Raw genomic sequence first — 25,259 nt, forward strand, 5'->3', positions numbered from 1 at the left:
CCCGCGCGCTCAATCGCTGCCTGGCATTGCTTGATTTGGCCTAACACCCTCGCGGCGCTGAGATTATTGAGATTAGAGAAGCTTTGACAGACCTTTCATCCCGAGAAGCCGGGTCCAGCACAACAGCTGGTACTGCCAAGACAGAGAATGCACCCGTGGTAACCGCCGCTGATTATCGGCGGCGCCGGGTGCTGTTTACCCTTATCAACCTGGTCAGCATGGGCTTGCTGATCACTGCCATGGCCATCCTGCTCAACACGGGCGGGTGGCATTGGACAGATATGGTGATGCTGGGTGCATTCACCCTGACCCTGCCTTGGCTAACCATTGGCTTCTGGAATGCCATGATCGGCTTCGGCCTAACGGTGTTTACCCGTGACCCTGTCGCCCATGTTTCCCCCAGCCTGCTCGTGGATGATGCGACGCGGGTTAAGAGCCGCACCGCAATCGTCATGACCGTGCGGAATGAGGATGCGCAGCGCGCACTGGACCGGTTCCGGGCGGTTCAGCAAAGCGTTGCCCGCACCCAGTTTGCCAACCTGTTTGATTTCCACCTGCTCTCTGACACCGATCAGCCTGAGATTGCGGCTGAGGAAGAGCTGTTGGTTGAGCAATGGCGCGCGACCACCGGGCAGGATGTGGCGATCCACTACCGACGCCGGGACAACAACACCGGCTTTAAGGCCGGCAACGTCATGGCATTCGCGCAAGATTGGCGCGGGAAGTATGACTTCTTTATCCCGCTGGACGCAGACAGCCTGATGTCCGGCGATGCCATCATCCGGCTAGTTCGCAAGATTGAGGCGAACCCACAGATCGGCATCCTGCAAGGCCTGGTGGTTGGCATGCCATCGGATAGTGCCTTTGCCCGCCTGTTCCAGTTTGGCATGCGTCATGGCATGCGCGCCTACACCATGGGTTCGGCCTGGTGGCATGGCGATTGCGGCCCGTTCTGGGGGCATAACGCTGTCGTCCGGATGTCTAGTTTTGTCGACCATGGTGAGATGCCAATACTGCCCGGCAAGGCACCCCTGGGCGGCCATATCCTTAGCCATGATCAGGTTGAGGCAGCCCTGATCCGCCGTGGCGGTTTTGAAGTTCGCGTTTGGCCAATTGAGGATGCGAGCTTTGAGGAAAACCCACCCAGCCTGCCGGATTTCATCAAGCGCGATATCCGCTGGTGTCAGGGCAATATGCAGTATTGGCGGCTGCTTGGCCTGCCAGGGCTTAAGCCAACCAGCCGTGTTCAGCTCGCCCTCGCGATCCAGATGTTCCTGGGCGCCCCGGCTTGGATGTTGTTCGTTCTAACGGGCGCCTATCAGGTGGCGTTTGTTCCAGGCTTTGGCATCTATCCGGTTAATCTGGGCATCGGCCTGTTCTTCACCATCTTGTTCACCAATATGGCGCCGCAAATCATGGGCACGGCCAGCGTGCTATGCAGCCGAGTGCGGCGCGAGCAGTATGGCGGCGGCTGGCGGGTTGCCCTCGGCACCTTCGCGGTCTTCATCGTTATGACCCTATTGGCGCCGATCATCGCCCTGACCCAAACCGTGTTCCAGGCCGGTCTACCCTTTGGTCGAATGATCAAATGGGAAGCGCAGCGCCGCGACGGCCGCCAGGTTAGCTGGCGCGAGGCCACCATCAATTACTGGCCGCATATGCTATTCGGCCTCGCCATTGGTGCGGTCATCGCCTTTAACAATCCGGGCATCCTGCCCTGGGCGGCACCAATGCTGCTCGGCTTCTCCCTCGTCATCCCAATGACCGTGATCACGGCAGCGCCCGCGCTTGGGGCCTGGTGCGTTAAGCATGGTGCCTTTGACATCCCGGAAGACCGGGACATGCCGCATATCCTGCGTACGGTCCGGTGCCGGGGCCGCTCAACACCTGCCCTGGTTCAAGACAGCGATATCGGCGGCATGGTGGAACCCGGCCTAAAACCGAAGACAGAGGCGGCGTAAGCACCGCCTTACCAGCTCATCCTCTTTCGGGTTTTTGCTGCGGCCATCCGCCGGGCTTGCTAGGTTGCGCCTAAGCCCAATATGGCATTGCAACCATTTGCCCGAGAGAGATTTGCCCCATGTCTGCCGTTCCTGAGAGCGCCCCAACCCTCAACACCGTTAAGCCAAGCGACAATGTCCGCCCTGATTTTCAGTGGGAGGACGCGCTTCGCCTCGACGAGCAATTGAGTGAAGAGGAGCGCATGGTGCGTGATAGCGCCCATGCCTACTGTCAGGACAAGCTGATGACCCGCGTGCTGGAAGCAAACCGGCATGAGGTGTTCCACCGCGAAATCATGAATGAGATGGGTGAGCTTGGCTTACTCGGCTGCACCCTGCCTGAGGAGTATGGCGGCGCTGGCCTGAACTATGTCAGCTATGGCCTCGTCGCCCGTGAGGTTGAGCGGGTGGATAGCGGCTATCGCTCGGCCATGTCTGTGCAGTCCTCCCTCGTCATGTACCCAATCCATGCCTATGGCACCGAGGCGGTGAAACGCCGCCTGCTGCCGAAGCTGGCGAGCGGCGAATATGTTGGCTGTTTCGGCCTGACCGAGCCGGATGCCGGTTCTGATCCTGCGGCCATGACCACCCGCGCCCGTAAGGTTGACGGCGGCTACGTTCTCAAAGGCGCGAAGATGTGGATCACCAACTCACCCATCGCTGATGTGTTTGTGGTCTGGGCCAAGGATGATGAGGGCCAGATCCGCGGCTTCGTGCTTGAGAAAGGCATGAAGGGCCTCACCGCCCCGAAGATTGAGGGTAAATTCTCCCTCCGCGCCTCCATCACCGGTGAGATCGTGATGGATGATGTTGAGATCCCAGAAGAAAACGCGTTTCCAGAAGTGCGAGGGCTAAAGGGCCCGTTCTCCTGCCTCAATAACGCCCGCTATGGCATTGCCTGGGGTGCGATGGGTGCGGCGGAATTCTGCTGGCATGCCGCCCGCCAATACGCGATGGAACGTACCATGTTCGGTAAGCCGTTGGCACAAACCCAGCTTATCCAAAAGAAACTCGCCGATATGCAGACCGAGATCGCGCTTGGCTTGCAAGGTGCCCTCCAGCTTGGCCGGATGAAGGATGCCGGCGCTGGCGCGCCAGAGGCGATCAGCCTGATGAAACGGAACAATTGCGGTAAGGCGCTTGATATCGCCCGTGTTGCCCGTGACATCCATGGCGGCAACGGCATCGCAGACGAGTATCACGTGATCCGCCATGTGATGAATTTGGAAGCCGTGAACACCTATGAGGGTACCCACGATATCCATGCCCTGATCCTAGGCCGTGCCCAAACCGGCCTGCAGGCATTTAGCTAAGCCCCGTATCCGCTTGTCCCGGGGCCTTTGACTTACTGCGCCCCTTGGTGCCCAGGCCCATTTCCCGAACCCGCCAGGGGTTTGGGTGACCGCTATCAAGTTCCTTGTGACGGCGTGAGCGGGTGGGCGGCGTGTAGTCGAAATCGATGCCCATCTGGGTTTGGATCGTCTTAACCCGCTGATCGATCGGTGGATGGGTTGAGAACAGCCCCATGAACCGCTTGCTGTTATCAAACAGCATCATCCGCATCTCATCATCGAAATCAGCGATATGGGAGCGGGCCGAAATCTTGCGCAAGGCGCGGATCATCGGCTCACCCTTTTTGGTTAGCTGCACCGCACCGGCATCGGCCATGTACTCCCGGCGACGGGAGATCATCATGCGCAATAAGACCGATAAGAGGTAACCGACCCAAAGCACCACCAAGATGGCCAGGATGGCGGCACCCGCGCCACCCCCACCGCTGCTACTGCTACGGGAACTTCCACGAGAGCGGCTGAGACCGGCCGCCCTACGCACGCGGCGCTGGGGGCGCATCATGGAGCGGCTAAACCCCTCGGCCAGCAGTGCCAGAATGCCGGTGAAGATCGCCGCAATCATCATCAGGCGAACATCGCGATTGATGATATGCGAGAGCTCATGGGCCAGCACGGCCTCCAGCTCCTCATCATCCAGGACCTTCATCAGGCCGCTGGTCAATGTGATGCGAAATGTCTTAGGCGTTAGACCACTGGCGAAAGCATTCAGCTTGCCACTCTCAATCAACCCAAGCTTGGGCATTGGCAGGCCGCGCGAGATGCAAAGGTTTTCAAGCAGGTTATAGGCGCGGGGAAACTCCTTCCGCGTCATTGGCCTGGCATTGGCAAAGCTATCGACCAACCGCTCCTGGAAGAAGAAGGCGAAGATGTACCAAATGGTAACGAGGGCAAACACACCGGCCGCGACGCGTAAGGCCAGAACCTCAAACGCCGTCGGCAGCCCATCGGTCAGGACCTCCACCGGCCCCGGAATTCGCAAGCGCTGACCATCGATCAACAACTCGTTCCAACCGAGGAACTGGGCCCCAACAATCGCAACGATGAACAGCACCACATAGATCAGCACCGGGAACATCAGAAGCATCGCAAAGCTGCGAAGATTGTTGTTCCAGATCGCGGTTTGTAAGCCGACGGTTTGCATGGGTTCCGCTCGCTAGCCTTAGCTAAACGATACCTCGGGCGGCTTGTCGTATTCGGCGCGGCTATCCTCCGGCAGTTCAAAGAACTCGCGCTTGTGGAAGCCAAAGCTCGCGGCAAACAGGACAGCGGGGAATACCTCAACCGCCGTGTTGAATTCAGCCGTCGCGTTGTTGAAGAAGCGGCGGGCAGCGGCGATCTTGTTCTCGATATCGCTCAGCTCATCCTGCAGCTTTTGGAAATTCTCATCCGCCTTCAAATCTGGATAGGCCTCTGCCACGGCCTTAAGGTCGAACAGTGCCCGGCTGACCTGGGCTTCAGCAGCCATTTGCTTCTCCAGGCTGCCACCAGCCATGGCGGCGGCACGGGCCTCGGTCACGCTTTGCAGCACCTTCTCCTCATGCCCGGCATAGCCCTGCACCGTATTCACCAGATTAGGGATCAGATCGCGCCGCTGCTTCAGCTGCACATCAATATCGGCAAAGGCATTCTCACAATTCTGCCGAAGGGCAACCAACCGGTTGTAGATACCGATAACGATAAACGCCAACAGGCCAAGCACGCCGAGCGTGATTAAGATTTCCATGCGATTTATCCCCTAAAAACAAGCACCTAGGAAAGGATGCGGTAAGACTATAAACCTTTCGCATCACCCCATCACCGATGCGCTGGCCGGATGATTTTCCGGCGCGGATCACGGTGCGGATCAGGTACAGTGCCAAGATCACTTGCTAATATGACGTCAAACAGACCATGACTCTTGGCTATGAAGCTGGGGCGGACAGCACAAACCGCTATAACGACAGCCAAATCAAACCGCGTATGGGCCGCAGTTTCTGGGGCGTCTCCCTCTCACGTCACGATTTCGATGTGACTAAGAACGGGGAGCGCATGACCCTGAAGGGCAATGTGTTTGGCACCCTGGCGCTTGGCCTGTTTATGGCCGCATTCCTGGCCTTTCCCGGCTTCATGCATCTGGACCAGATCATGACGAGCGAGGGCAAAGATGGTGCCATCCTCTTCATCTTGCCCGCCATTATCATCACGATAACCGGCATCTTTGCGACCCTTGCCGTCTTTAGACGGGCCGAGGTGACGGTCATGGATAAGGCGCTGGATATTCACTGGCGCAGCATCACGGGCAACCGCCACCGCACCATCTACTTCACAGAGTTCGCCGGCGTTTTAAGCCGGGAATATGTGGTGAAGCGGAAGAACAGCTCGACCACCTATCAGATCCTTGAGCTCGCGCATCTGGAGGAAAAATGGTCGGTGCCCATCAAGGTAAAAACCGGCCGCCGTCCCTTACGTGATGAGGCTGAGGCCCTATCCAAAGAATTGGGCATTCCCCTCCTCCGCCAGGATGGCAACAGCATCACCGCCCGGGCCAGCGACGCGCTTGACCAAACGATTAGTGAACAGGTGGCAAGCGGCGGCCTGGCCGATACTTTCGACCCCAACTCTCAACCACCTAAAGGCTTAACGGTTGAGTATGAGAGAAGCGGCGGCAAACCCCATATCAAGGTGCATGTTGAGGTCTCCCGCCTGCCGCGGGTCTTCCTCTCAATCTTCCCGGTGGTTGGGATCATCGCCGGGGGCGCCGCCCTTATGGAGGGCGATAGCGATGCCTGGTTCGCCGCTGTCTTGATGGGCGTGATGTTCGTCGCCCTGCCGATCTTCATTATGCGGATGGAAGCGAAACACTCACGCCACTTGATGATCACGCCTGAGGGGTTGGAATGGCATGATGCTGTCGGCCAGAACTTTGGGGTGAAAAGCCCTGTTGAACGGCTTCGCATGGGTGATATTGAGGAAGTGCGGGTGCTGACCGATAACTTCATGAACCCGGTCATCATCGCAGGCGATAAGGGCCAGATGAAAATCGCCCATGGCCTTAATAAAAAGGCCGCCGAATGGTTGCGTGGCTATCTAATTTCAGCGATCGCAAACGCACCGAAGGCTGAGAAATCCTAGGACCCAAGAATGAGTGAGAACGGCCTAATCATTGGTGATGACGGCAAGGCGCGGTGCTGGTGGCACGGCGGGCATGCCGATTACATCGAGTATCACGACTATGAATGGGGGCGGCCGACCACCGATGACCGCACCCTGTTTGAGAAGATCTGTCTGGAGGGGTTTCAGTCGGGCTTGAGCTGGCTAACCATCCTGCGCAAGCGGGAGAACTTCCGCGCCGCCTTCGCCAATTTTGAACCGGCTGAGGTGGCCAAGTTTGGTGATGCGGATGTTGAGCGCCTGCTTCAGGATGCCGGAATCATACGCCATCGCGGGAAGATTGAGGCGACGATCAACAACGCACAACGCGCACTTGAGTTGATTGAACAGGAAGGCTCAATCGCTGCCTATGTCTGGCGCTTTGAGCCACCGGCATCCGAACGGCCTAAGCGGTTTGACTACGCGACCCTGTCAAAGATTACCAAAACACCTGCCTCCATCGCGTTATCGAAGGACCTGAAGAAGCGCGGCTGGAAATTCTTTGGCCCCACGACGGCCTATGCCTTCATGCAGGCGATGGGGCTGGTCAATGATCACCTTGAAGGGTGCTGGTGCCGGGAGGTGGTTGAGCGGGAGCGCGCCGCGCTAAAGCGGCCAACCTAACCCTGTTTCGGCACTGTCAGCTGCTTGGCAAAACGCCAGGCAAACTTACTGCGGTGGAAGCTAAGCAGGGCGATACCGCCATAGACCCACCATAGATGGGCAAAGATCATCAGCGTCCCGAAATAGACCTTATACCGGGCTGGCAAGTGGTTATAGGACCCCATATCAACCGCGAGGCGATATCGCTCGCCTTCCCGGTGGAGGACAAACTGCTTACCCCGAAGGTCGAGATCCAGTGCGCCGACAATCTGTGCCTCGGCATGGGTGGCGGTTTCCGATTGTCCGGATTGTAAGCGACCGAAAGCCTGCACGATGGCCTGATTAATGGCGGGATCGGCATTGGCCGGGGGCGGACCCGTCATATCACCCACCACGCAGTTGGTCGCACTGACCGCACAGAGGCGCTCAAAAGTCCCCTCATCCGGCACAGTGGCAATGGCGCTCAGGTGCTGGCGATGGATCATCCGCTCTTGATCAATCGCCGTAACCAAGGCCCCGTCGAGCAGTAGCTGATGGAACAGGGTCGTCGTGCCCAGGGTCGCTGTCATGATCAGCAGCAGGAATATCCGAGAGATACTCCGGCGCGCCTTAATCAAGGCGGATACCACGAGCCCCAGATAGACGATCAGATAGGCAAAGCTGATCGGGATTTGTGAGTTCACCGCCTGGCTTGGGTCGCCGCGCCGCAGAGACAGCGGGTAGAGATCATTCTGATCTAGGAAGCGGTGCAAGATGCCATCGAAGAAGTCGAGGCTGTTCAAGCCAAAGGCAATGGCGGTGGCCAGCAGCAACATCCGCAAGCCAAGGTCGCGGGCGAACAGCGCCAGGAAGCCGAGGACTAAGGGTACGCGGAAGATGAACTCCTCCGCATAGATGACCTCGACACCCAAATCGTAAATGCTACCCGCGTGCAGGGCGCCATAAAGGCCAACCCCATGGACCGCAAAGGCATGACCGGTAATGGCGGCCAGCAGCATCAGCAGCCACGGGCTGTTCCAAACAGCGCCAAGGCTAAAGCCTGGCTTTTTCTGATCCTGGGTAAGCCCAGCAGCGGTTTCAGAGGTGACGGCCATCGCTCGTCCGACATTACGCTTCACAACAACGCTAACCTACCATGTCATCGGCGTGGTTGAGCAGCACTGCGCCGATCGGCTACAACGCGGGCATCATGCGTTGGATTGTTGCCGCCCTTTACCAGTTTACCCGGTTCGAAGACCCGGAAGCCTTACGCGCGCCTATGCTTGAGCTGTGCGAGGCAAATGGCGTCGTCGGCACGCTCTTGCTGGCGCCTGAGGGGATCAACGGCACCATCGCCGGCAGCCGGAAAGGCATCGATGCTGCCATCGCCCATATCCGCACCCTGCCCGGCTGTAATGACCTAATCTGGAAAGAGAGCGGCAGTGCCGATCAACCCTTCCACCGGATGAAGGTGCGGTTGAAGCGTGAGATCGTGACCATGGGTGTTGAGGGCGTGACCCCAGCCGCCCGGGTTGGCCACTATATCGAGCCGAAGGATTGGAACGACTTCATCGCCCAGGATGATGTGGTGCTGATCGATACCCGCAATGATTTCGAAGTCTCAATCGGCAGCTTTGACGGGGCGGTGGACCCAGACACCCAAAGCTTCCGCGAATTCCCCGATTGGTGGCGTGCCAATGCGGAGCGGTTTGAGGGTAAGAAACTCGCCATGTTCTGCACCGGCGGCATCCGGTGTGAGAAGGCGACATCCTGGCTGGTTGATGAGGGGCTCTCAGATGTCTTCCACCTAAAGGGCGGCATCCTGAAATACCTTGAGGATGTACCGGAGGATGAGAGCCGGTGGCATGGCCAATGCTTTGTCTTTGATGAGCGGGTATCCGTCGGCCAGGGGTTAGAGACCGGCGATTACGACATGTGCCGCGCGTGCCGTCGCCCGGTGTCCCAGGCCGATAAACTCCATCCAGCCTATCGGTTGGGTGTCAGCTGCCCGCGATGCATTGATGAGTTCACCGATGAAGACCGCGCACGCTTCGCTGAGCGGCAACGGCAGGTTGAGCTGGCCCAGAAGCGCGGTGATAAGCATATGGGCGTGCCAAAGCCTGATGATGCTGAATTGGCCGATACCGATGGCTAGGCGGTGCGGCTGTCCCATTGCCCTATCACTGATGCTGATCCTGGCGCTGATGCCGGTCAGCAAAGCCCGCGCCCATCCCCATGCCTTTATCGATATTAAGGTTACCGCGGTCTTTAATGCGGCAGGTGAGCTTAGTGCCCTGAAACAACTCTGGTTGTTTGACCCGGCCTATACCGCCTTTGCCCTCTTCGACCTTCGTGGCGCCAGCGCTGACGAGCAGCAGCGGGCCTTGGATGAGATCATGGGCCAAAACCTCTCAGAACTGGCGGCCTTCGACTACTTCACGGAGGTTAGTCAGGGCGACAGGCCGATTGGGATTGGTGAGGCGGTCAAAGGCCAGACCATGCTGATCAACCAGCAAATCCAGATGCAGTTTACCGTCCCGGTCACCGGCGGCGCTGCGGGCCTACCCATGACCTATAAGGTGTTTGATCCAACCTATTACATTCAGATGCGGCACAGCCTAGACGGCGATGCCATCGTGATTGAGGGCCTGGATGATCACTGCCATCACGAGTTGATTGAGCCAACCCCAACGACGGAGCAGATCCTGTTCGCCGCCAGCATCCCACCACAGGTCACCGCCCCGGAAGGCCTCGGCCGGTTGTTCACGGAGACCGTCACCATCACCTGTGACGAGGTCTAAGCGCCCATGTGGCAGGATCTTATCCTCACCGTGTTTGAAGCCCAGCGTGACCTGCATGAGCGGCTGATCGCTGGCTTTCAGCAGGTCAGTGGCGATCCCGCGGCCGCCTGGTGGGTTGTGGGCCTCAGCTTTCTCTACGGGCTTTTCCATGCCGCCGGACCCGGCCATGGCAAAGTGATCATCACCACCTATCTGGCAACCCAGCCCGCCTGGCTGGCCCGTGGTGTCTTACTCGCCAGCCTCGGCGCCATGGTGCAGGGGGCGACGGCCATCATCTTGGTTTACGGCGTCGTTCTGGTGGTTGGGTCCCTGGTTGGTTACACCGATCTCGCGGTGGATTGGAGTGAGCGGGTCAGCTTCGCACTCGTGCTCTGCCTCGGCCTCTGGCTATTGCTACGTGGTGGCCGGTCTTTACGTGGCTCCCTAGCCAAGGCGTCGCCTCACCATCACCATGGTGATGAACATCAGCATCACCACCATGATGGGTGCTGTGACCATCATCATGTCGCCGATGCGGCGCAGGTGGAGAAATCGCGCCAGGGCCTGGGCGCCATGGCACTGGTTATCCTATCCATGGGGTTACGCCCTTGCACCGGTGCCATTCTTGTCCTGGTGTTTGCCAGTGCGATTGGTCAGACAGCGCTCGGCTTCTTTGCCGTGCTCGCCATGTCCAGCGGGACTGCGATTGCGATCTCACTCTTGGCCATTGTGACCATCCTTGCCCGGGATCAAATCGGCCAGTTCGCTAGCCGCCACGGCAGTGCCAACCTCATCGGCCTTGCGAGTGCCACCCTGCTTATCGGTGGTGGCCTACTGCTCACATGGTTTGGGGGTTCGCTGCTCTACTGGTCGTTCAGCGCACCGGCACACCCGCTGCAATTGTAGCGGCCGGCTTAGGCTGGGCTCATCGCCGTTTTAGGGGCGGTGATGGTGATGCCGCGATCTTGGGTGATTGGCCGCTCAAAGCTCGTGCTGACCGTCACGTTCTGGCTGTCATAGCCGCCATGGACCACACCGGCATTACCCTCAATCGTGATGTTGTGACCTGAGGTGTAGCCAGCAATGGTCACCGCCGGGGTCGTGCTATCGGCATCGAACAGGCCTTGCGGGTTCCAATCGACGTTGGTTTGGGGACGCAAGCTGATCGTGGTGCCGCCATTCCCGTTTGGCACCGGGGTCGGCACCATAACGATCGACACGTCTTTCTCGTGAGTTTCTGGCAGGTAGCCCTCAATGGTGAGGTTGCTTGCCTCCACATCGCCGCCGATCTGCACCTGGCCACCCAGCACGCGATTGCCATCACCATAAATGCCACCATGGACAACGATGTCACCACCCAGGCTGACCTTATAGAGGTCGCCATCGATATGCTGTTTATCCAAGCCGAACTGGGTGTTCAGCGTGATGCGGTTACCATCAACCCCGCCATCAAGTGTGATGGCATGACCGTTGAAGGTCAGGTTGTTACCGGCGGCCCAACCAGCCAGGTTGATCTCACCCGCGCGCAGCTCGCTATCCGTGCCGGTTAGATCATTGGCAATATTAATCTGGGTCGTGTGGCGTGAGCCGATACGGCTATCGGTCATCTCAACCCCGCCCTCGACATCAACGGTGCCAAGCCCGGGACGTTCAACCGCGTCTTCTGGTGCTTGGCGGGCTTCCAACACCACGCCGGTGGCGTCGATTGAACCATCGACGATGATCTGGTCAGCACTTAGGCGGAAATTGTCGGTGGTGATGTCACCGGCAATGACCACAATTCCAGGATAGGCATAGCGCCCCTCTTCCAGCTGCCAACCATTGATTTGTAGGACTGCCTCCTCACCTGGCGAGGTATCAATGACCTGCTCATATCGCACCTCACCCTGCATCCAATCAGCGGCGGCCCCCGGACCAAGCTGGGTGGGGCCAAAGTTCACCGTGTTCATCAAAATGGCCAGGCCAGCAATACCGGCAACGGCACCAGCGGCGAGGCGTTGCTTGTTGCGATCAACCCAACGAAGGAAGGGAGAAGCGTAGGGGTCATCGTTCCAGCCCATGGGCAGGTTACCTTTCATATCTAAGACCTAAGGGAGGTCTGGGGGAGATTGGGAGAGTTAAGGCCCGTGGCGTTGCCCAACGGGCGGGCGGGGCGGCTTTACCGCTTAAACCGCCGCAAACCTGCGCGGTGCACCACGGTTTCTACCGTCATGCTGCCACCGGTCATGAGGCCGCTAACCGTCTTATCCAGCTCGGCCTGGCCCAGCGCATGACGGACACCATAGGTAAGCGGGTCGAGGGAGATCAGCTCAGCCTTCGCCGTTTCGCCAAAGCGATCAACGGCGACCGTGATGACGTTCTTAGCCTGGGCAATGATGTTGGCGAGAGCCCCGGTCACCGGCACTTGCTGCGGGCGTTTGCGGGGGTTGGGGTTTGCGAGTTCCAGGGTTACTGACCCGGTGACGCGATCAATATTGACCTTAGTCATCAGCTTCATATCAGCCTCATCACCGAATATGGCTGGAGTCGATCCCGGCCGCCCGACGATGTTAAATGCCATGGTCAATAAACCTCGCTGTTTCATTCGTTCGCTAAGGATTATTGAGCGCCTGTTAATTGAAAGCTGAAAGGAAACAATGAGGCCATATTGTCGATTATTATCAATTAATGCGCGCTTTCAAGCCCATCTAGAAAGCCCAATAACTAAATATTTTCAGAAAGTTACCAAAATTCGGCCATATGTTTGGGCTGGTTGAAAAAATTTTTGCGATTGATCGGGATTTTTTGGATTTCCTTAACCGTTGGGGCGGTATTTTTTGCGATTGGCACCGCCAGGTTTTGCGGCGCTTTATGGCTACTTACTGGACCTGATTGTTCTCGCTTATGGCTTGGTACCCGATCCCCTCGGATGAAACCGAACGCTTGGCCGCGCTTCGCCGTTACCGTGTTTTGGATAGTGAGGCAGAGCAATCCTTCGATCACATCGTCAACCTGGCGAGCCACCAATTCGGTGTGCCCACGGCACTGATCACCCTGGTCGATGCTGAACGGCAGTGGTTTAAGGCGCGCTGTGGTTTGGACGCGACTGAGACTGATCGCGACGTCTCCTTCTGCACCCATGCGCTGATGACTGAGGAGGTGATGGTGGTGCCGGATGCGCGGCGCGACCCACGGTTCAAGACCAACCCCTTTGTCCTGGAGGGGCTAAAGATCCGCTTCTACGCGGGCGCGCCCCTGATTGTGCCCGAGGGGCATGCCATCGGGACCCTCTGCATCATCGATGAACTGCCCCGCCCCTGCTTCAGCCCAGAAGACCGCGCCCTGCTTCGCGCCCTTGCCGATGTGGTCGTCGACTTCCTGGTCGCACGGGGTCAGTTGCTGGACGCACAAACCCTAGCCTTTGCCGCGTCATAGACGGGCGCCGGGAGGAATTTGAATAGGGAAAGTGATTGGAGCGGGTGATGGGATTCGAACCCACGACATTCAGCTTGGGAAGCTGACGCTCTACCCCTGAGCTACACCCGCTTACCGGTGCCGGTCGGCACAGCGGTTATTTAACAGCTGACCGGGGCCTTGGCCAGCTTAGGCAGTTATACACTTTTAAGTTGTATCGTGTTGACAAATTATCGCGTCATGAGAGTATTGGCGCCATGAGGATTATTTTCCTGACACTAGGTCTGGCGCTGATTTGGGTAACGAGCGCATCACAACCGGCAATCGGGGCGGAAAGCCAGATTGCGGCGCTGGTTACCCGTGTCATTGACGGCGATACGATTGAGGTTGAGGCGATGCCATGGCCCGGCATGCGCATCGACGCCCGCATTCGCCTACCGGACATCCAGGCCCCGGAGACATTCCGCCCAGCCTGTGAGGCAGAGCGTCAGCGGGGAGAGGCGGCGACACGCTGGCTGCGCGACCGGGTTGAGGGGCAGACCGTTTGGCTGACTAATGTGCGGCCCGGTAAGTATGGCGGCCGCTTCATCGCCGAGGTTCATGACGGTCGGGGCGACTTGGCCACGGCGCTGGTCACGGCCGGCATTGCCGAGCCATGGGATGGCAGAACCAGCACCAAGCCCCAGTTTTGTCAGGTATCGGCCCGCCACTTGGTGGAGTGAAGCGGCATAGCACCGGCGTGCATTCCCTTGACGTGGATCAATGTGGGGGTGCGGTGATCCGGTCATTATCCTGCCCATGATGCACCAGACACCCTCCTCACAGCCTCCCTCAACCGAGGCCACATCACCTAAGACCCCGTCGCCCGGGGCTTCTGTTGTTGAGGCGCCAAGCACCGCGCCAACGGCGGATATCGCGTCCATGGCCCGGCCCCTGCCCGCCCATTTGATGCACTATGCCGAAGCCCGGGTGCCGCGCTACACGTCCTATCCGACGGCGCCGCATTTCACCGATGCGGTGGGGCCGGACACCTATCATGAGTGGTTGGGTGCGCTGACCCAACAGGATCGGTTGTCGCTCTACCTGCATATCCCGTTTTGTAACAAGCTGTGCTGGTATTGCGGGTGCAACACCAACATCACCACCGATGAAACCCGGGTCGCCGATTACGCCGATCTGGTGACCGAAGAGATTGCCCTTGTCTACCGCACGCTCAACGAACGTGCCCGGGGGGTGGGGCCGGTGGGCCATCTGCATTTTGGCGGTGGCTCACCGAATATGCTGGCGCCGGCCGACCTTGTCTCAATCCTCCGCTGTTTGCAGCTGGGTTTTGATTTTGAGGCGGGTGCCGAGATTGCCTGTGAGTTGGACCCACGTGATCTAACCGATTGCTTCATCAGCGCCCTTGCCGTGGGTGGGATGAACCGGGTTAGTCTGGGCGTGCAGGATTTGAACCCAGCGATCCAAGAGCGGATCAATCGGGTGCAGCCACTATCCCTGATTGAGGAGTCGGTTAATCGCCTCCGCCGCGCCGGGATTAAAGCGATCAATCTCGATTTGATGTACGGCCTGCCTGGGCAAGAGGTGGCCGATGTCCTGCGCACGATTGAGCAGGTGCTGCCGTTACAGCCCGACCGGTTGGCGGTGTTCGGCTATGCCCATGTGCCGTGGTTCAAGAAGCATCAGAAACTGCTCGAAGACCCAACGGTTGAGGATAAGGGCCTGCCCGGTATCGGCGAACGCTTGAGACAGAGTGAGGCGGCACGGCTCGCCATCCTGGCTGCTGGTTATGTTGAGGTGGGGCTCGATCACTACGCCCTGCCCCATGATCCACTTGCTGAAGGTTGGAGCGCTGGTGAGCGGCAACGGAACTTCCAGGGCTATACCTCCGATCAAAGTGAGGTACTGCTCGGCTTCGGTGCGTCATCGATTAGCGCCCTACCCCAGGGTTACACCCAGCACCTCACCCATATTGGCGACTATCGGAAAGCGATCCAGAATGGCCAGCACCCAATCGCGAGAGGTGTGAAATTGNGCCCAGAGGACAAGCTGCGCCGTGGGATTATCACCGCCATTATGTGTGAGCAGACGGTGAACCTGGCCGAGCATTGCCGCAAGGCGGGCCTCGACGCCAACCACTTTGACCGGCTGCTGCCAAGCCTCGACCATTTGGCAGAGGATGGGCTGATCCTGGTCAGTGATAACTGCTTGCGCCTAACGCCAACCGGCCGCCGGTTAAGCCGGAATGTGGCCGCGGTGTTCGATGCTTATCTTGACCCCACCAAGGATAAGCACGCCCCAGCGGCTTAAGCCCTAAATCCCAGCCAGCGCCCGCAGCAGCCCCGCGCTAGCCATACCGACCAGTACGACGAGTGCGGTGTGCAGCTTGATGGCCGCGACCAACACGATGGCGGCCGCAATGGTCTCCGGCCAACCGGTGGCGAGTGCAATCGGTGCGATCACCGCGATCAGGATGGCGCCAGGCATCGCCTCAAGCGCAGTCGCAAGGCGCCCCCGGATCGGCACATATTGGATCAGCAGCACCCCACCAATCCGGGTGAGATAGGTAGCAATGGCCATCAGCAAGATGGCCGCCAGCGCCGCGGTGCTAATCGTCATGATGACACCCCCTCATCCGCAGTGGCTTTGGGCACTGGTGGTTGGATCAGGGCGACGAGTAGGCCAGCGACGGCACCCGCCGCCACATACCAGGGGCCAGGGAAAATCTGATGCACGGCGACGGCCACCAACGCGCTGGTGACCCAGGGCGCTAAACTAATCCGCGGGCCCTGCCAGAAATCCTTCAGCAGGGCGAGGAAGACCGCCGCGAGGGCGAAATCGAGGCCATAATCATGGGCCGCATTCTCCGGCAGGAAGCCACCACCAATTGCCCCGATCACGGTCAGCGCCACCCAGGCGGGACACAACACAATGGCAAGTCCAAACCAATAACCCGGGGTCAGCGTGGCGACCCGACTGCGTCGCAGGGCCAGGGCCCAAAGCTCATCCACCATCAGAAACAGGGCCAGATACCGGGTGCCGGGCGACCAGCCTTTGACCTGCGGGGCAACGGTGGCACCCATTAGAATGTGGCGAGAATTGACGAGTAGGGCCGAGAGGCCAAGCAGTAGGACGGGCAGCGGATCGGCCCAAAGCTCAAGCGCCACGAACTGTGAGCCACCGGCGATCACCAGCCCACTCATCAGCCCAACCTCAAGCGGTGACATGCCGCGATCAGCGGCCAGCGCCCCAAAGACGAGGGCAAATGGCACCAAACCGATGAGGAGGGGCGCCATATCGAGCACGCCCTTACCAAACTCTCGCCAGGTGTTCGGGCTGTCTTGGGTTGTGTTTTGCGCGTGTTGGTCTTCTGCCATTGAACCAGACCTTCAAAACCGGTGGATCATGCCGATCAGCATGTCGTCACCAGAACTTAAGGTCTTGGAAGATATTGCAGGTTATTCAGCGCGAGGCTCGGCCAGCTCGTCACCCTCATCGAGGAGGTCATCATCCCCATCCTCAGCAGCCATCATCGCGGCATCGAGGGCGGCCTCAATCTCATCCAGCAATGCGGCCTCGGTCTCATCAACCACACCGTCAGATTCCATCAGGTCATAGGCGAATTCGACTAAGCGTTCGCAAGCCTCTTCCCCGGCCTCTTCAAGCCCGGCTAGGCAATGCCCCAGCAAGGCTGCACCCGGGCGCTGACGACGGATGAACGCAAACATCGCTGCGTCATCTTCCTCACCCCAGGCCATGCGCAGTAACTCGCATTCAGAGCCAAGATAGTCGGTGATCACGTCGACTTCCCGGTCATCCATAAATCCATCGGCATGGGCAATGGCGGCCAGAATACGCCAGCCATCGGCAAAGCGGCGCCGTGCCTCAACCCCAGCGCCAGCCTTGTCCCCTGTCTCAAGATCAACCTGCAGCGCATTGCGCAGGAACTCTGGTGCGCTTGCCGCCTCTCCGGTTTTCTCAACCACCGCATCAATGGCGGAGACGGGGAAGTAGCGCGTTTCCGCCACTTCAAAACAATGGGCAACGATTACCACCCCATCATCCGGGTGGCGCAGCAGCAGCATGACCCGCACGCGGTGCTGCGCACCATCGGCGAAGCGCAGCATCATCTCCGTGCCGCAAAGGTCACCATCGGTTGCGGTCCAACCATCACTGAGTTGAACATCCACACCATTGATGCCGCACAGATCAACCGCGCCTAAATCGATTGGTGGCTCGGCATAAAGCGCGCCATCAGACATCGGTTTTGCGGCCTGTTGGCCCCAAACCGGTGGCTCATCGGTATGCCCGATTAAGGTCGTGATTTTTGACAGGATGCCCAATCTGGCCTCCAGAGCGCCCATGCTCCCTTGAACGGGCGCAGCATAGACCGAAGCGGCCAGAATACGAAATGCTGAGATTGATCGCGGGTGGCTAGAGTGCCCGATACCGGGCTGGTGTCACACCCACCCGGGCCTTAAAGGCGCGGTTCAGATGGCTTTGGTCATAGAAGCCGCAATCAGTTGCCACATCGGCCGGTGCCTCACCCGCCGCTAGACGCTTACGCGCGGCCCGCACACGGCAGTCGATCAAATAGGCATGAGGCGTAAAACCATACGCCGTCTTGAACCGGCGCAGGATCTGGTACCGGCTAACCCCGGTTGCCTGAGCTAGGTCATCCAACCCGATATCATCGGCGAAATTCGCGTCCATGTAGGCCCGCGCCGTTCGGCTTGCCTTATCTGGGTTGAAGTTTGCCTACCAATCCTCGGTCGCCATTTGCCGATCAATCAGCATGGCGAGCATCTGCTCCAAGGCCTGATCGATCGCCATGCTGTCTGGCTGTGCCTCCAGCCGTTTATGCAGTTCAACCGCGATATCGGCCAGGATTGGATCGTCGATCACCGGGTTGGCAAAGGTTGGCATGTCATCACGACCATCACGCAGCTCATAAGCGCGGTTGGTCCGCAAGCTCACCGACGGATAGAACATTCGGTAGGTGAAGCCACTATCGGCCGGGCCGCCATCATGCACCTGACCTGGATGCACCAGGCAAAGTTGCCCGGGCTTGGCCACATATTCGCGGCCATCGCACATAAATCGCTCAGTCCCCGCGGTGATCACGCCAAAGGCAAAGGTGTCATGGGTGTGCAGATCGTATTGATGATCGGTGAAGTTCGCGCTCAAGCATTCCAGATTGTCGTAATCATGCCGGCGCCAGAAATGCGCTTTCTCACCACCCTGTAGGCGATCGGTATCGACGGTCTCAGATTGAGGAACTGCTTTAGTCATCGTCACAACAGCCTGCCATGACCCGTGCTTTGGGTCTTGGATAAAATTGCACAACCAATTTTAAGAGGTGATGGACAGGGCCGAAATCAAGCGCCTAAAGTGCGCGCCAACATGTCCGACAATCGTACGCTCCAGCAATCAGGCTAGCCGCCCGCATGATTGATTTTACCCCCACCCCCGAACAGCAGGATTTGTTCGACCGTACCCGCGACTTTGTCGTGGAGAAGATCATCCCGTTTGAACGGGATGAGCGTTGGGGCCAGCACGGGCCGAGTGACGATCTACGCCGAGAGATGAATGCCCTGGCAAAACAGGCGGGACTGTTTGCCCCCCATGTCTCAAAGAAGTTTGGTGGCCTTGGCCTAAACCATCGGGGGCAGGCCCTGGTATTTGAGGCGGCGGGTTACTCCCCCCTTGGGCCGACCGCGCTGAATTGCATGGCGCCGGATGAGGGCAACATGGCGATGATGGAGAAGATCGCCACGTCAGAGCAGCAGGCAAATTACCTGAAGCCATTAGCAGCGGGTGAGCAGCGCTCAATCTTCTGCATGACTGAACCCGGCGGTGCCGGTGCCGATCCGGGCCTGCTACAGACCACCGCCGTGCCAGACGGTAATGAATGGGTGATCAACGGCCGCAAATGGTTCATCACCGGTGCTGATGGCGCCGAGATTGGCATCGTTATGGCCATGGTGCCGGAAGGGGTCGCCGACGCCCATGGCGCCACCATGTTCCTATTCGATCCAGCCGATCCGGCTTTCCGGGTTGAGCGGATCATGGATACCATCGATCGCAGCTTCACCGGCGGCCATGGCGAGGTGGTATTCGATAACCTGCGTGTTGGGCCTGAGGCCATCTTAGGTGAGTTGGGTGAGGGCTTTCGCTATGCGCAGGTGCGTCTGGCGCCCGCCCGCCTAACACATTGCATGCGTTGGTTGGGTGCCGCCCAGCGATGCCATGACATTGCCTGCGATTACGCCGCACAACGCAGTGCCTTTGGCCAGAAGCTGGCCGAGCATGGCGGCCTATCATCCCAGATTGCGGATAATGAATTAGACCTTCACCAGGCACGGTTGATGGTCTGGCACACGGCCTGGATCCTCGACCAGGATCGCAAGGGGCGACATGAGAGCAGCATGGCCAAGGTCGCGGTGTCTGAAGCGCTCTACCGCGTTACCGACCGCTCTGTGCAGATCCTTGGTGGGACCGGTGTTAGTGACGATACGGTGGTCGCCAGCATCTTCCAGGATATCCGCGCCTTCCGTATTTATGACGGCCCATCCGAGGTGCATCGCTGGGCCATTGCTAAGCGCGTTATGAAATCACGCCTAGCCGCCGCTTCCGATAAAACTGCCAACAAAAACTAGGGACAAAAACCATGGCGAGTTTTGCCAAGATCAACACGGCCCCCACCTATCGCCGCCTCTATGATGCGATTGAAGGCGAGATCATGAAGGGCCGCCTCAAGCCCGGTGCCAAGCTGCCGACCGAGACCGATTTGGCTGGTCAGTTCGGCGTTAATCGCTCCACGGTTCGTGAGGCTATCCGACTGCTGGAGCAGACCGGCCTGGTTGAGCGGGCGAGCAGCCGCCGCCTGATCGTCAGCACCCCATCGAAAGATCAACTCGCCGCCGGGATGAGCCGCGCGCTCACCATGCATCAAGTCACCTTCATGGAGCTTTGGGGCGCGATGATCACAGTGGAACCAGCGATTGCTGAAGCGGCGGCCACCAACATCTCCGACGATCAGCTGGACGCGCTGGAGGCCAATATCGAAGAGGCGCGCGCCGTGGTCAGCCAACCCAAACAGTCGATTGAGTTGGACCGCAAATTCCATGAGATCATTGGCGAGGCATCAGGCAACCGTGTCCTGATCCTAGCGCGGGAGCCGATCAATCTGATGTTCAACCCGGCGGTCAGCAAGGTGATGAGCCAACTGTCCCAGGCCACCACCCGGAACGTTGAAGCGCATGAGCACATTCTGGGCGCCATGAGACAGCGCGACCCGGGCGAGACCCGCCGCTGGATGCAGAAGCACATCGACGATTTGAAGCGTGGCTATGAACATGCCGGCTTTGACCTGCACGGCCCGGTACAGGTAAGCCGCGCCTAACCTAAAGGATCAGCCCATGACGACGCCGGATGATTATCAACCCGCTGCCCTGCCCGAGGCCCGCAACGCGGTTGAGGAGGCCATCACCTCCCGCCATTCAACCCGCGCGTTCAAATCTGATGCGGTCGATCCCGAGCTGATTAAGCACATCATTGAGGTGGCCGCCCGCTCACCCAGCGGAACCAACACCCAACCCTGGCACTTGCATGTCTGTACCGGTGCCGTGCGCGACGCCCTGGTTGCCGAGCAGCACGCCGCCCATATGGCAGGGCAGAAGCCAGATGCCCCGGAATATGCCTACTACCCCGATGAGCTGGGCGATCCCTGGAAATCCCGGCAGCGGGCGCTCGGTTGGGACCTCTATGGCCTGCTAGGCATCCAGAAGGGTGAGAAAGAGAAGATGATTGCCCAGCATGGGCGCAACTTCCTGCTGTTCGATGCGCCGGTTGGCCTATTCTTCTCAATCCACCAGAAGCTGGAATATGGCTCTTGGATTGATCTTGGCGCGTTTATGCAATCGATTATGGTGGCGGCCCGCAGCCATGGCCTCGACACTTGCCCGCAGCAAAGCTGGTGCAACTACCATTCGATTGTGAAGAAGCATTTGAGTATCTCAGCCGACCACACCTTGGCCTTCGGGATGGCCATGGGCTACGCGGATACAGATGCCATCGCGAACAGGCTGATCAGTCGACGCGAAGGGTTAGACACCTTCGCCAGCTTCCACGGGTTCGACTAGGCGCGGCCTTGATTAGGCACCGGCTCGCCGCCGCGGTATCGCGAGGCCCAGGATAAACAACGTCACCGCCGCCACCACAATGGACGGACCAGAAGGCGTGTCGAAGGTCAGGGAGGCACCAAGGCCACCGGCCACAGACAGGCACCCCAACCCCGCCGCCATCATGGCCATCATCTCAGGGCTTTTGGCGAAGGGTCGTGCCGCGGCCGCCGGGATGATCAGCAGCGATGTGATCAATAGGATGCCCACCAACTTCATGGACAGGGCGATCAAAACGGCAAGGGCCAGCACATAGACAAGTCGCGTGCGCTGGGCGGGCAACCCCTCCGCCGCCGCGACATCAGGGCAGACCGTGATGGCTAACAAGGGCCGCCACAGCTTGATCATAAGCCCCAGCAACAGCGCCGCACCGCCCCAAATGACAACAAGGTCAGACCAGGCAACAGCCAGAATATCCCCGAACAGATAGCTCAACAGATCAATCCGCAGACCCGAGAGCAGCGAGATCGCCACCAAACCAACCGCCAATGCGGAGTGGGAAAGGATACCGAGCAAGGTATCAGTTGCGATTTGCAACCGACCTTGAAGCGCGAACAAGGTCGTGGCCACAACACAGCTGGTGGCCAGAACGCCGAGGGTAAGGTCGACCTCAAGGATCAGGGCCAGACCAACCCCAAGCAGGGATGCGTGGGCGACGGTATCGCCGAAATAGGCCATGCGCCGCCAGACAACGAAACAGCCCATGGGCCCCGCCACCAGGGCAACCCCAATACCAGCCAACAAGGCGCGGATCAGAAAATCATCCATATCCGCTACTCCCCGGCCGCTGCTTGCTTTGATGGTTCATGGCCATGGTCACAGCCATCATGGTGCTGGCCTGCAATTGGCCGACCATCGGCATCATGGTGATGATCATGGGCATGCTGATAGACGGCATAGGCCTCGCGCACCCGATCACCAAACAGACGGTGATACTCGGGATGCACATTCACCTCCCGGGGCTGGCCGGAACAACAAATATGACCGTTCAGGCAGACCACCCGATTGGTTGAGGCCATGACCACATGCAGATCATGGCTAACCATTAAGATACCGCAGCCCAGCTTGTCCCGCTGTGCCCCGATCAATTGGTAGAGCGCGGCCTCCCCCGCGTAATCCACCCCCTGCACCGGTTCATCGAGGATCAGCAGCTTTGGCTTATGGACCAGAGCACGGGCAAGCAGGACCCGTTGTGTCTCACCGCCAGAGAGGGCCTGAACCGGCCGATCAATAAGGTGGGCAACATCAGTTTCGGCCAACGCCGATTCCACCTCTGCGCGGCTTGCGGGGCGCATTAGGGTCATTAGCCGCCGGACAGTAAGCGGCAGCGTCGGGTCAATGGAGAGTTTCTGCGGTACATAGCCAATGGTTAGGCCAGCCTGGCGCTCAATGCTGCCCGCATCGGGCTTCATCAGGCCCAGCAGGGCACGGATCATGGTCGTCTTACCGGCGCCGTTGGGGCCGATCACGGTGACCACTTCACCCGGTTCGATACTCACATCGATATCGTGGATCAGCCAGCGACCGGCAGCCTTGATCCCAAGGCCGGTGGCAGAGATCAACGCGTTGCTCATTACCCGGCATCCCGGCATTTCGGGCAAACGCCCATCAACTCAACCGTCGCCGACCGCATGGCAAAACCCGCGTTCTCGGCGAGGGTCGTAAGTTGCTTGCGCAGTGTGTCGCCGGTGAGTTCGGCCGCACAATTACAGCGCTCACAAATTAGGAAAGCGGTGCCATTGGCACAATCAGAGGCACAATCTTCACCACCATGATCAAGGCCACAGGCCATAAAGGCGTTGAGGCGATCAATGCGGTGCACGACGCCAAGCTCTTGTAGAAACTCAAGGGCACGATAGGCAATTGGTGGGGCTGGTGTACTGCCATCACTATCGGCCATCCGGTCCAGGATCTCATAGGCACCCAGTGGTCGATGATCGGCCAGCAAAATCTCAAGCACGCGACGGCGTTGTGGTGTGAAGCGCTGACCACGTGCCATGGCCCGCGCCTCAGCCAAAGCCATACCGTCAGCGATGCACGCCTTATGGTCGTGATCATGCGCTGGAAAGGCAGTCTGAGAGTGTTCTTGCGCCATACTAGCCGGTCCGAAACGAATTGAATTGTTACAACATAACAATTATCACAGCCGGCACCAGATACCGCCGATCCTGGCAGTAATAATTGGGGATTTAGACCATGGCCGCAGCACGTTTCACAATCACCACCGCATTGGCCTTAAGCTTAAGCGGTCTAGCCGCCACCAGCATGGCCCAGTCAGAGACGCCAAAGCTGGTGACGACCATTCCCCCGCTAGCGGCAATTGCAAGTGATGTTTTTGATGGTGTGGGTGAAACCAGCCTGCTGATCCGCAATGGTGGCTCCCCCCATGCTTATAGCCTGCGCCCATCAGATGCGGCGACCCTGGCCGATGCTGATTATGTGCTGTGGGTTGGTGAAGGCCTTGAAACCTTCCTCGCTGGCAAGCTCGACACCTTGGCGCCAACGGCGGTTCAGATTGAAGCGATGGAACTGCCGGGCCTAACCCTGCTTGAGTACCGGCCAGAGGCCCATGGGCATCACGATGACCACCATGGCGACCATGATGATCACGGGCATGACGATCATGGCCACGACGATCATAAAGACCATGATGACCATGAAAAACATGCCCACGATGACCACGGTCACAATGATCACGGGCACGACGATCATGGGCATGACGATCATGGGCATGACGATCATAAAGACCATCACGATCACGAAGAGCATGCTGGTCACGATCACCATGGCCACAACCATGCCGCCGGAGATGATGACGTCCATATCTGGACGGATCCAGAGAATGCCCTGGCCATCGCCGTGGGTCTGGCCGGTGCCGTTCGCCCAGACCTAGACGCGGATCAACAGGTCAAACTTGATGCCAATCTGGCCGCTGTCCGCGCTGCCTATACCGCACTGGATGAAGAAGTTGCGGCCAAGCTGGCGCCGGTTTCAGACAAGCCGTTCCTGACCTTCCATGATGCCTATCAGTATATGGAAGTGGCTTATGACATGAACTACCAGGGTGCGGTCACCGTCAGCCCTGAGGTGAAGCCAGGTGCCGCAAGCCTTCGCGCCCTGCGCCAGGAAGTGGCCAATGACGGCATCGTTTGCATCTTCGCCGAACCACAGTTTGAGCCGCGGGCGATTAACACCATCGCCGAGGGCCTGGAGGTCAAGAAGGGCATCCTCGACCCGCTCGGCGATGCCGAGTTCGCAACCAAGGGCGGGTATGAGAAATTCATCCGCCAGTTGGTCGCGGGCTACACCGACTGCCTAGGCTAAGAGCTAGGATCGAGATTGGGTTGGGCGTTACTGCCCAACCACCTCGGTAAAGATGCTGAAGATCGCCTTATCCATGCCCTTCAATTGCGGCAGGGTTTCAGGCAGGCGATAGGTCTCTTGGTAATAGGCTGGCTCATTGGTCAGCAGGATCGTCTGACCACTCTCATCCTCCATCACCAAGACCCGCAGAGGCAGATCAAATGCTGCCTTCTGATTGGCAATCATGATCGGCGTACCCAGCTTTGGATTGCCAAAGATGACAGTGGTGGTCGGGCGGAGAGCCTTACCCACACTCTCTGCACCCGCCGCGTGATCAATTACCGCGAACACTTTAGCGCCGCGCTTCTCAATCGCAGCCTTTAGCCGTTGCACGGTGGTTGGCACGTCATGCGGGCTGCTCATCGTCATCTGATGATGGCCATAATCCCGGTTGTGAACATCGTGATCAGCCTGGGCAGCGAGCGGCACAACCATTAGGGCAGCGGCAAGCAAAGCAGCAGAAAGCTTCATCAACTA

28 protein-coding genes and 1 tRNA gene are annotated in these 25,259 nt (G+C 58.8%); 14 read left to right on the plus strand and 15 right to left on the minus strand.

All coding sequences use genetic code 11. From position 1 onward, the window contains the following. Positions 1-83 precede the first annotated feature (83 nt). Entirely contained in the window at positions 84-1,961 is a 1,878-nt protein-coding gene (gene mdoH, locus KI792_12020) for a glucans biosynthesis glucosyltransferase MdoH (protein ID MBV6633744.1), read from the plus strand. Between the two features lie 119 nt (positions 1,962-2,080). Then, a complete protein-coding gene (locus tag KI792_12025) occupies positions 2,081-3,313 on the plus strand; it encodes an acyl-CoA dehydrogenase (protein MBV6633745.1) in 1,233 nt (410 codons plus the stop codon). Here KI792_12025 and KI792_12030 read toward each other — a convergent pair. Both KI792_12030 and KI792_12035 read right to left on the minus strand, forming a co-directional pair. Next, positions 3,306-4,493 (minus strand): M48 family metallopeptidase, encoded by a 1,188-nt coding sequence (locus KI792_12030; protein MBV6633746.1) that lies wholly within the window; start codon positions 4,491-4,493, stop codon positions 3,306-3,308. The two genes, KI792_12025 and KI792_12030, sit on opposite strands and share 8 nt — an antisense overlap. An 18-nt stretch (positions 4,494-4,511) precedes the next feature. Continuing rightward, on the minus strand, positions 4,512-5,075 hold the full coding sequence (locus KI792_12035; protein MBV6633747.1) for a LemA family protein: 564 nt from the start codon (positions 5,073-5,075) through the stop codon (positions 4,512-4,514). A 167-nt stretch (positions 5,076-5,242) separates the two neighbouring features. On the opposite strand from KI792_12035, the gene KI792_12040 reads away from it, so the two are divergent. Both KI792_12040 and KI792_12045 read left to right on the plus strand, forming a co-directional pair. Continuing rightward, entirely contained in the window at positions 5,243-6,463 is a 1,221-nt protein-coding gene (locus KI792_12040; GenBank protein MBV6633748.1) for a hypothetical protein, read from the plus strand. A gap of 9 nt (positions 6,464-6,472) precedes the next feature. Further along, entirely contained in the window at positions 6,473-7,105 is a 633-nt protein-coding gene (locus KI792_12045) for a DNA-3-methyladenine glycosylase I (GenBank protein MBV6633749.1), read from the plus strand. Here KI792_12045 and KI792_12050 read toward each other — a convergent pair. After that, positions 7,102-8,202 (minus strand): hypothetical protein, encoded by a 1,101-nt coding sequence (locus KI792_12050; protein ID MBV6633750.1) that lies wholly within the window; start codon positions 8,200-8,202, stop codon positions 7,102-7,104. The genes KI792_12045 and KI792_12050 overlap by 4 nt on opposite strands. A 71-nt stretch (positions 8,203-8,273) precedes the next feature. On the opposite strand from KI792_12050, the gene KI792_12055 reads away from it, so the two are divergent. The 3 genes from KI792_12055 to KI792_12065 are packed head-to-tail and all read left to right on the plus strand — an operon-like array spanning position 8,274 to position 10,749. Continuing rightward, complete coding sequence (locus tag KI792_12055) at positions 8,274-9,218, plus strand: rhodanese-related sulfurtransferase (protein ID MBV6633751.1); 945 nt, start codon at positions 8,274-8,276, stop codon at positions 9,216-9,218. Continuing rightward, positions 9,211-9,864: a DUF1007 family protein gene (locus KI792_12060; GenBank protein ID MBV6633752.1), complete on the plus strand. Its 654-nt coding sequence runs from the start codon at positions 9,211-9,213 to the stop codon at positions 9,862-9,864. Before KI792_12055 ends, KI792_12060 begins: the two co-directional genes overlap by 8 nt. Before the next feature lie 6 nt (positions 9,865-9,870). Continuing rightward, positions 9,871-10,749, plus strand: a complete 879-nt coding sequence (locus KI792_12065) for a high frequency lysogenization protein HflD (protein ID MBV6633753.1) — start codon at positions 9,871-9,873, stop codon at positions 10,747-10,749. A gap of 8 nt (positions 10,750-10,757) precedes the next feature. Here the strand turns inward: KI792_12065 and KI792_12070 are convergent, their stop codons facing one another. Beyond that, entirely contained in the window at positions 10,758-11,903 is a 1,146-nt protein-coding gene (locus KI792_12070; GenBank protein ID MBV6633754.1) for a hypothetical protein, read from the minus strand. 98 nt (positions 11,904-12,001) lie between these two features. Beyond that, positions 12,002-12,403, minus strand: coding sequence for a hypothetical protein (locus KI792_12075; GenBank protein ID MBV6633755.1), 402 nt, complete (start codon positions 12,401-12,403; stop codon positions 12,002-12,004). A gap of 323 nt (positions 12,404-12,726) precedes the next feature. Here KI792_12075 and KI792_12080 point away from each other — a divergent pair, with 323 nt between their 5' ends. Next, the gene (locus KI792_12080; protein MBV6633756.1) at positions 12,727-13,257 is read left to right on the plus strand and encodes a GAF domain-containing protein; all 531 of its coding nucleotides are present in this window, start codon (positions 12,727-12,729) and stop codon (positions 13,255-13,257) included. 36 nt (positions 13,258-13,293) lie between these two features. On the opposite strand, the gene KI792_12085 is transcribed toward KI792_12080, so the two are convergent. Continuing rightward, positions 13,294-13,368, minus strand: a tRNA-Gly gene (locus KI792_12085). A gap of 125 nt (positions 13,369-13,493) precedes the next feature. Between KI792_12085 and KI792_12090 the strand changes: the two genes are divergently transcribed. Continuing rightward, complete coding sequence (locus tag KI792_12090; protein ID MBV6633757.1) at positions 13,494-13,958, plus strand: thermonuclease family protein; 465 nt, start codon at positions 13,494-13,496, stop codon at positions 13,956-13,958. Between the two features lie 226 nt (positions 13,959-14,184). After that, positions 14,185-15,546, plus strand: coding sequence for an oxygen-independent coproporphyrinogen III oxidase (gene hemN, locus KI792_12095; protein ID MBV6633758.1), 1,362 nt, complete (start codon positions 14,185-14,187; stop codon positions 15,544-15,546). A gap of 3 nt (positions 15,547-15,549) precedes the next feature. Here hemN and KI792_12100 read toward each other — a convergent pair whose 3' ends face one another. From KI792_12100 to KI792_12120, 5 genes are all read right to left on the minus strand, one after another. Continuing rightward, entirely contained in the window at positions 15,550-15,855 is a 306-nt protein-coding gene (locus tag KI792_12100) for an AzlD domain-containing protein (protein MBV6633759.1), read from the minus strand. Beyond that, positions 15,852-16,613 (minus strand): AzlC family ABC transporter permease, encoded by a 762-nt coding sequence (locus KI792_12105; protein ID MBV6633760.1) that lies wholly within the window; start codon positions 16,611-16,613, stop codon positions 15,852-15,854. The genes KI792_12100 and KI792_12105 overlap by 4 nt, the downstream gene beginning before the upstream one ends. 81 nt (positions 16,614-16,694) lie before the next feature. Next, positions 16,695-17,600, minus strand: coding sequence for a TerB family tellurite resistance protein (locus KI792_12110; protein ID MBV6633761.1), 906 nt, complete (start codon positions 17,598-17,600; stop codon positions 16,695-16,697). A 70-nt stretch (positions 17,601-17,670) separates the two neighbouring features. Next, a complete protein-coding gene (locus KI792_12115) occupies positions 17,671-17,949 on the minus strand; it encodes a helix-turn-helix transcriptional regulator (GenBank protein ID MBV6633762.1) in 279 nt (92 codons plus the stop codon). Between the two features lie 45 nt (positions 17,950-17,994). After that, a complete protein-coding gene (locus KI792_12120; GenBank protein ID MBV6633763.1) occupies positions 17,995-18,528 on the minus strand; it encodes an AraC family ligand binding domain-containing protein in 534 nt (177 codons plus the stop codon). A gap of 158 nt (positions 18,529-18,686) precedes the next feature. Between KI792_12120 and KI792_12125 the strand changes: the two genes are divergently transcribed. From KI792_12125 to KI792_12135, 3 genes are read left to right on the plus strand one after another with little or no spacing between them, the layout of a single operon-like run. After that, a complete protein-coding gene (locus KI792_12125) occupies positions 18,687-19,895 on the plus strand; it encodes an acyl-CoA dehydrogenase family protein (GenBank protein MBV6633764.1) in 1,209 nt (402 codons plus the stop codon). Positions 19,896-19,906: 11 nt separating this feature from the next. Further along, positions 19,907-20,641, plus strand: a complete 735-nt coding sequence (locus KI792_12130) for a FadR family transcriptional regulator (protein MBV6633765.1) — start codon at positions 19,907-19,909, stop codon at positions 20,639-20,641. A 16-nt stretch (positions 20,642-20,657) separates the two neighbouring features. Beyond that, entirely contained in the window at positions 20,658-21,380 is a 723-nt protein-coding gene (locus KI792_12135; GenBank protein ID MBV6633766.1) for a nitroreductase, read from the plus strand. A 12-nt stretch (positions 21,381-21,392) separates the two neighbouring features. On the opposite strand, the gene KI792_12140 is transcribed toward KI792_12135, so the two are convergent. From KI792_12140 to KI792_12150, 3 genes are read right to left on the minus strand one after another with little or no spacing between them, the layout of a single operon-like run. Beyond that, positions 21,393-22,187: a metal ABC transporter permease gene (locus tag KI792_12140; protein MBV6633767.1), complete on the minus strand. Its 795-nt coding sequence runs from the start codon at positions 22,185-22,187 to the stop codon at positions 21,393-21,395. A gap of 5 nt (positions 22,188-22,192) precedes the next feature. Next, complete coding sequence (gene znuC, locus KI792_12145; protein ID MBV6633768.1) at positions 22,193-22,993, minus strand: zinc ABC transporter ATP-binding protein ZnuC; 801 nt, start codon at positions 22,991-22,993, stop codon at positions 22,193-22,195. Continuing rightward, positions 22,993-23,418, minus strand: a complete 426-nt coding sequence (locus KI792_12150) for a transcriptional repressor (protein MBV6633769.1) — start codon at positions 23,416-23,418, stop codon at positions 22,993-22,995. Before KI792_12150 ends, znuC begins: the two co-directional genes overlap by 1 nt. 197 nt (positions 23,419-23,615) lie before the next feature. On the opposite strand from KI792_12150, the gene KI792_12155 reads away from it, so the two are divergent. Further along, positions 23,616-24,743 carry a zinc ABC transporter substrate-binding protein gene (locus tag KI792_12155; protein ID MBV6633770.1) on the plus strand — a complete coding sequence of 376 codons (1,128 nt, stop codon included), beginning with the start codon at positions 23,616-23,618 and terminating at the stop codon, positions 24,741-24,743. Positions 24,744-24,770: 27 nt separating this feature from the next. Here KI792_12155 and KI792_12160 read toward each other — a convergent pair whose 3' ends face one another. After that, positions 24,771-25,217 (minus strand): DUF302 domain-containing protein, encoded by a 447-nt coding sequence (locus KI792_12160; GenBank protein MBV6633771.1) that lies wholly within the window; start codon positions 25,215-25,217, stop codon positions 24,771-24,773. Positions 25,218-25,259: the final 42 nt, after the last annotated feature.

The organism is Alphaproteobacteria bacterium SS10, assembly GCA_019192455.1.
Lineage (GTDB): Bacteria > Pseudomonadota > Alphaproteobacteria > TMED2 > TMED2 > TMED2.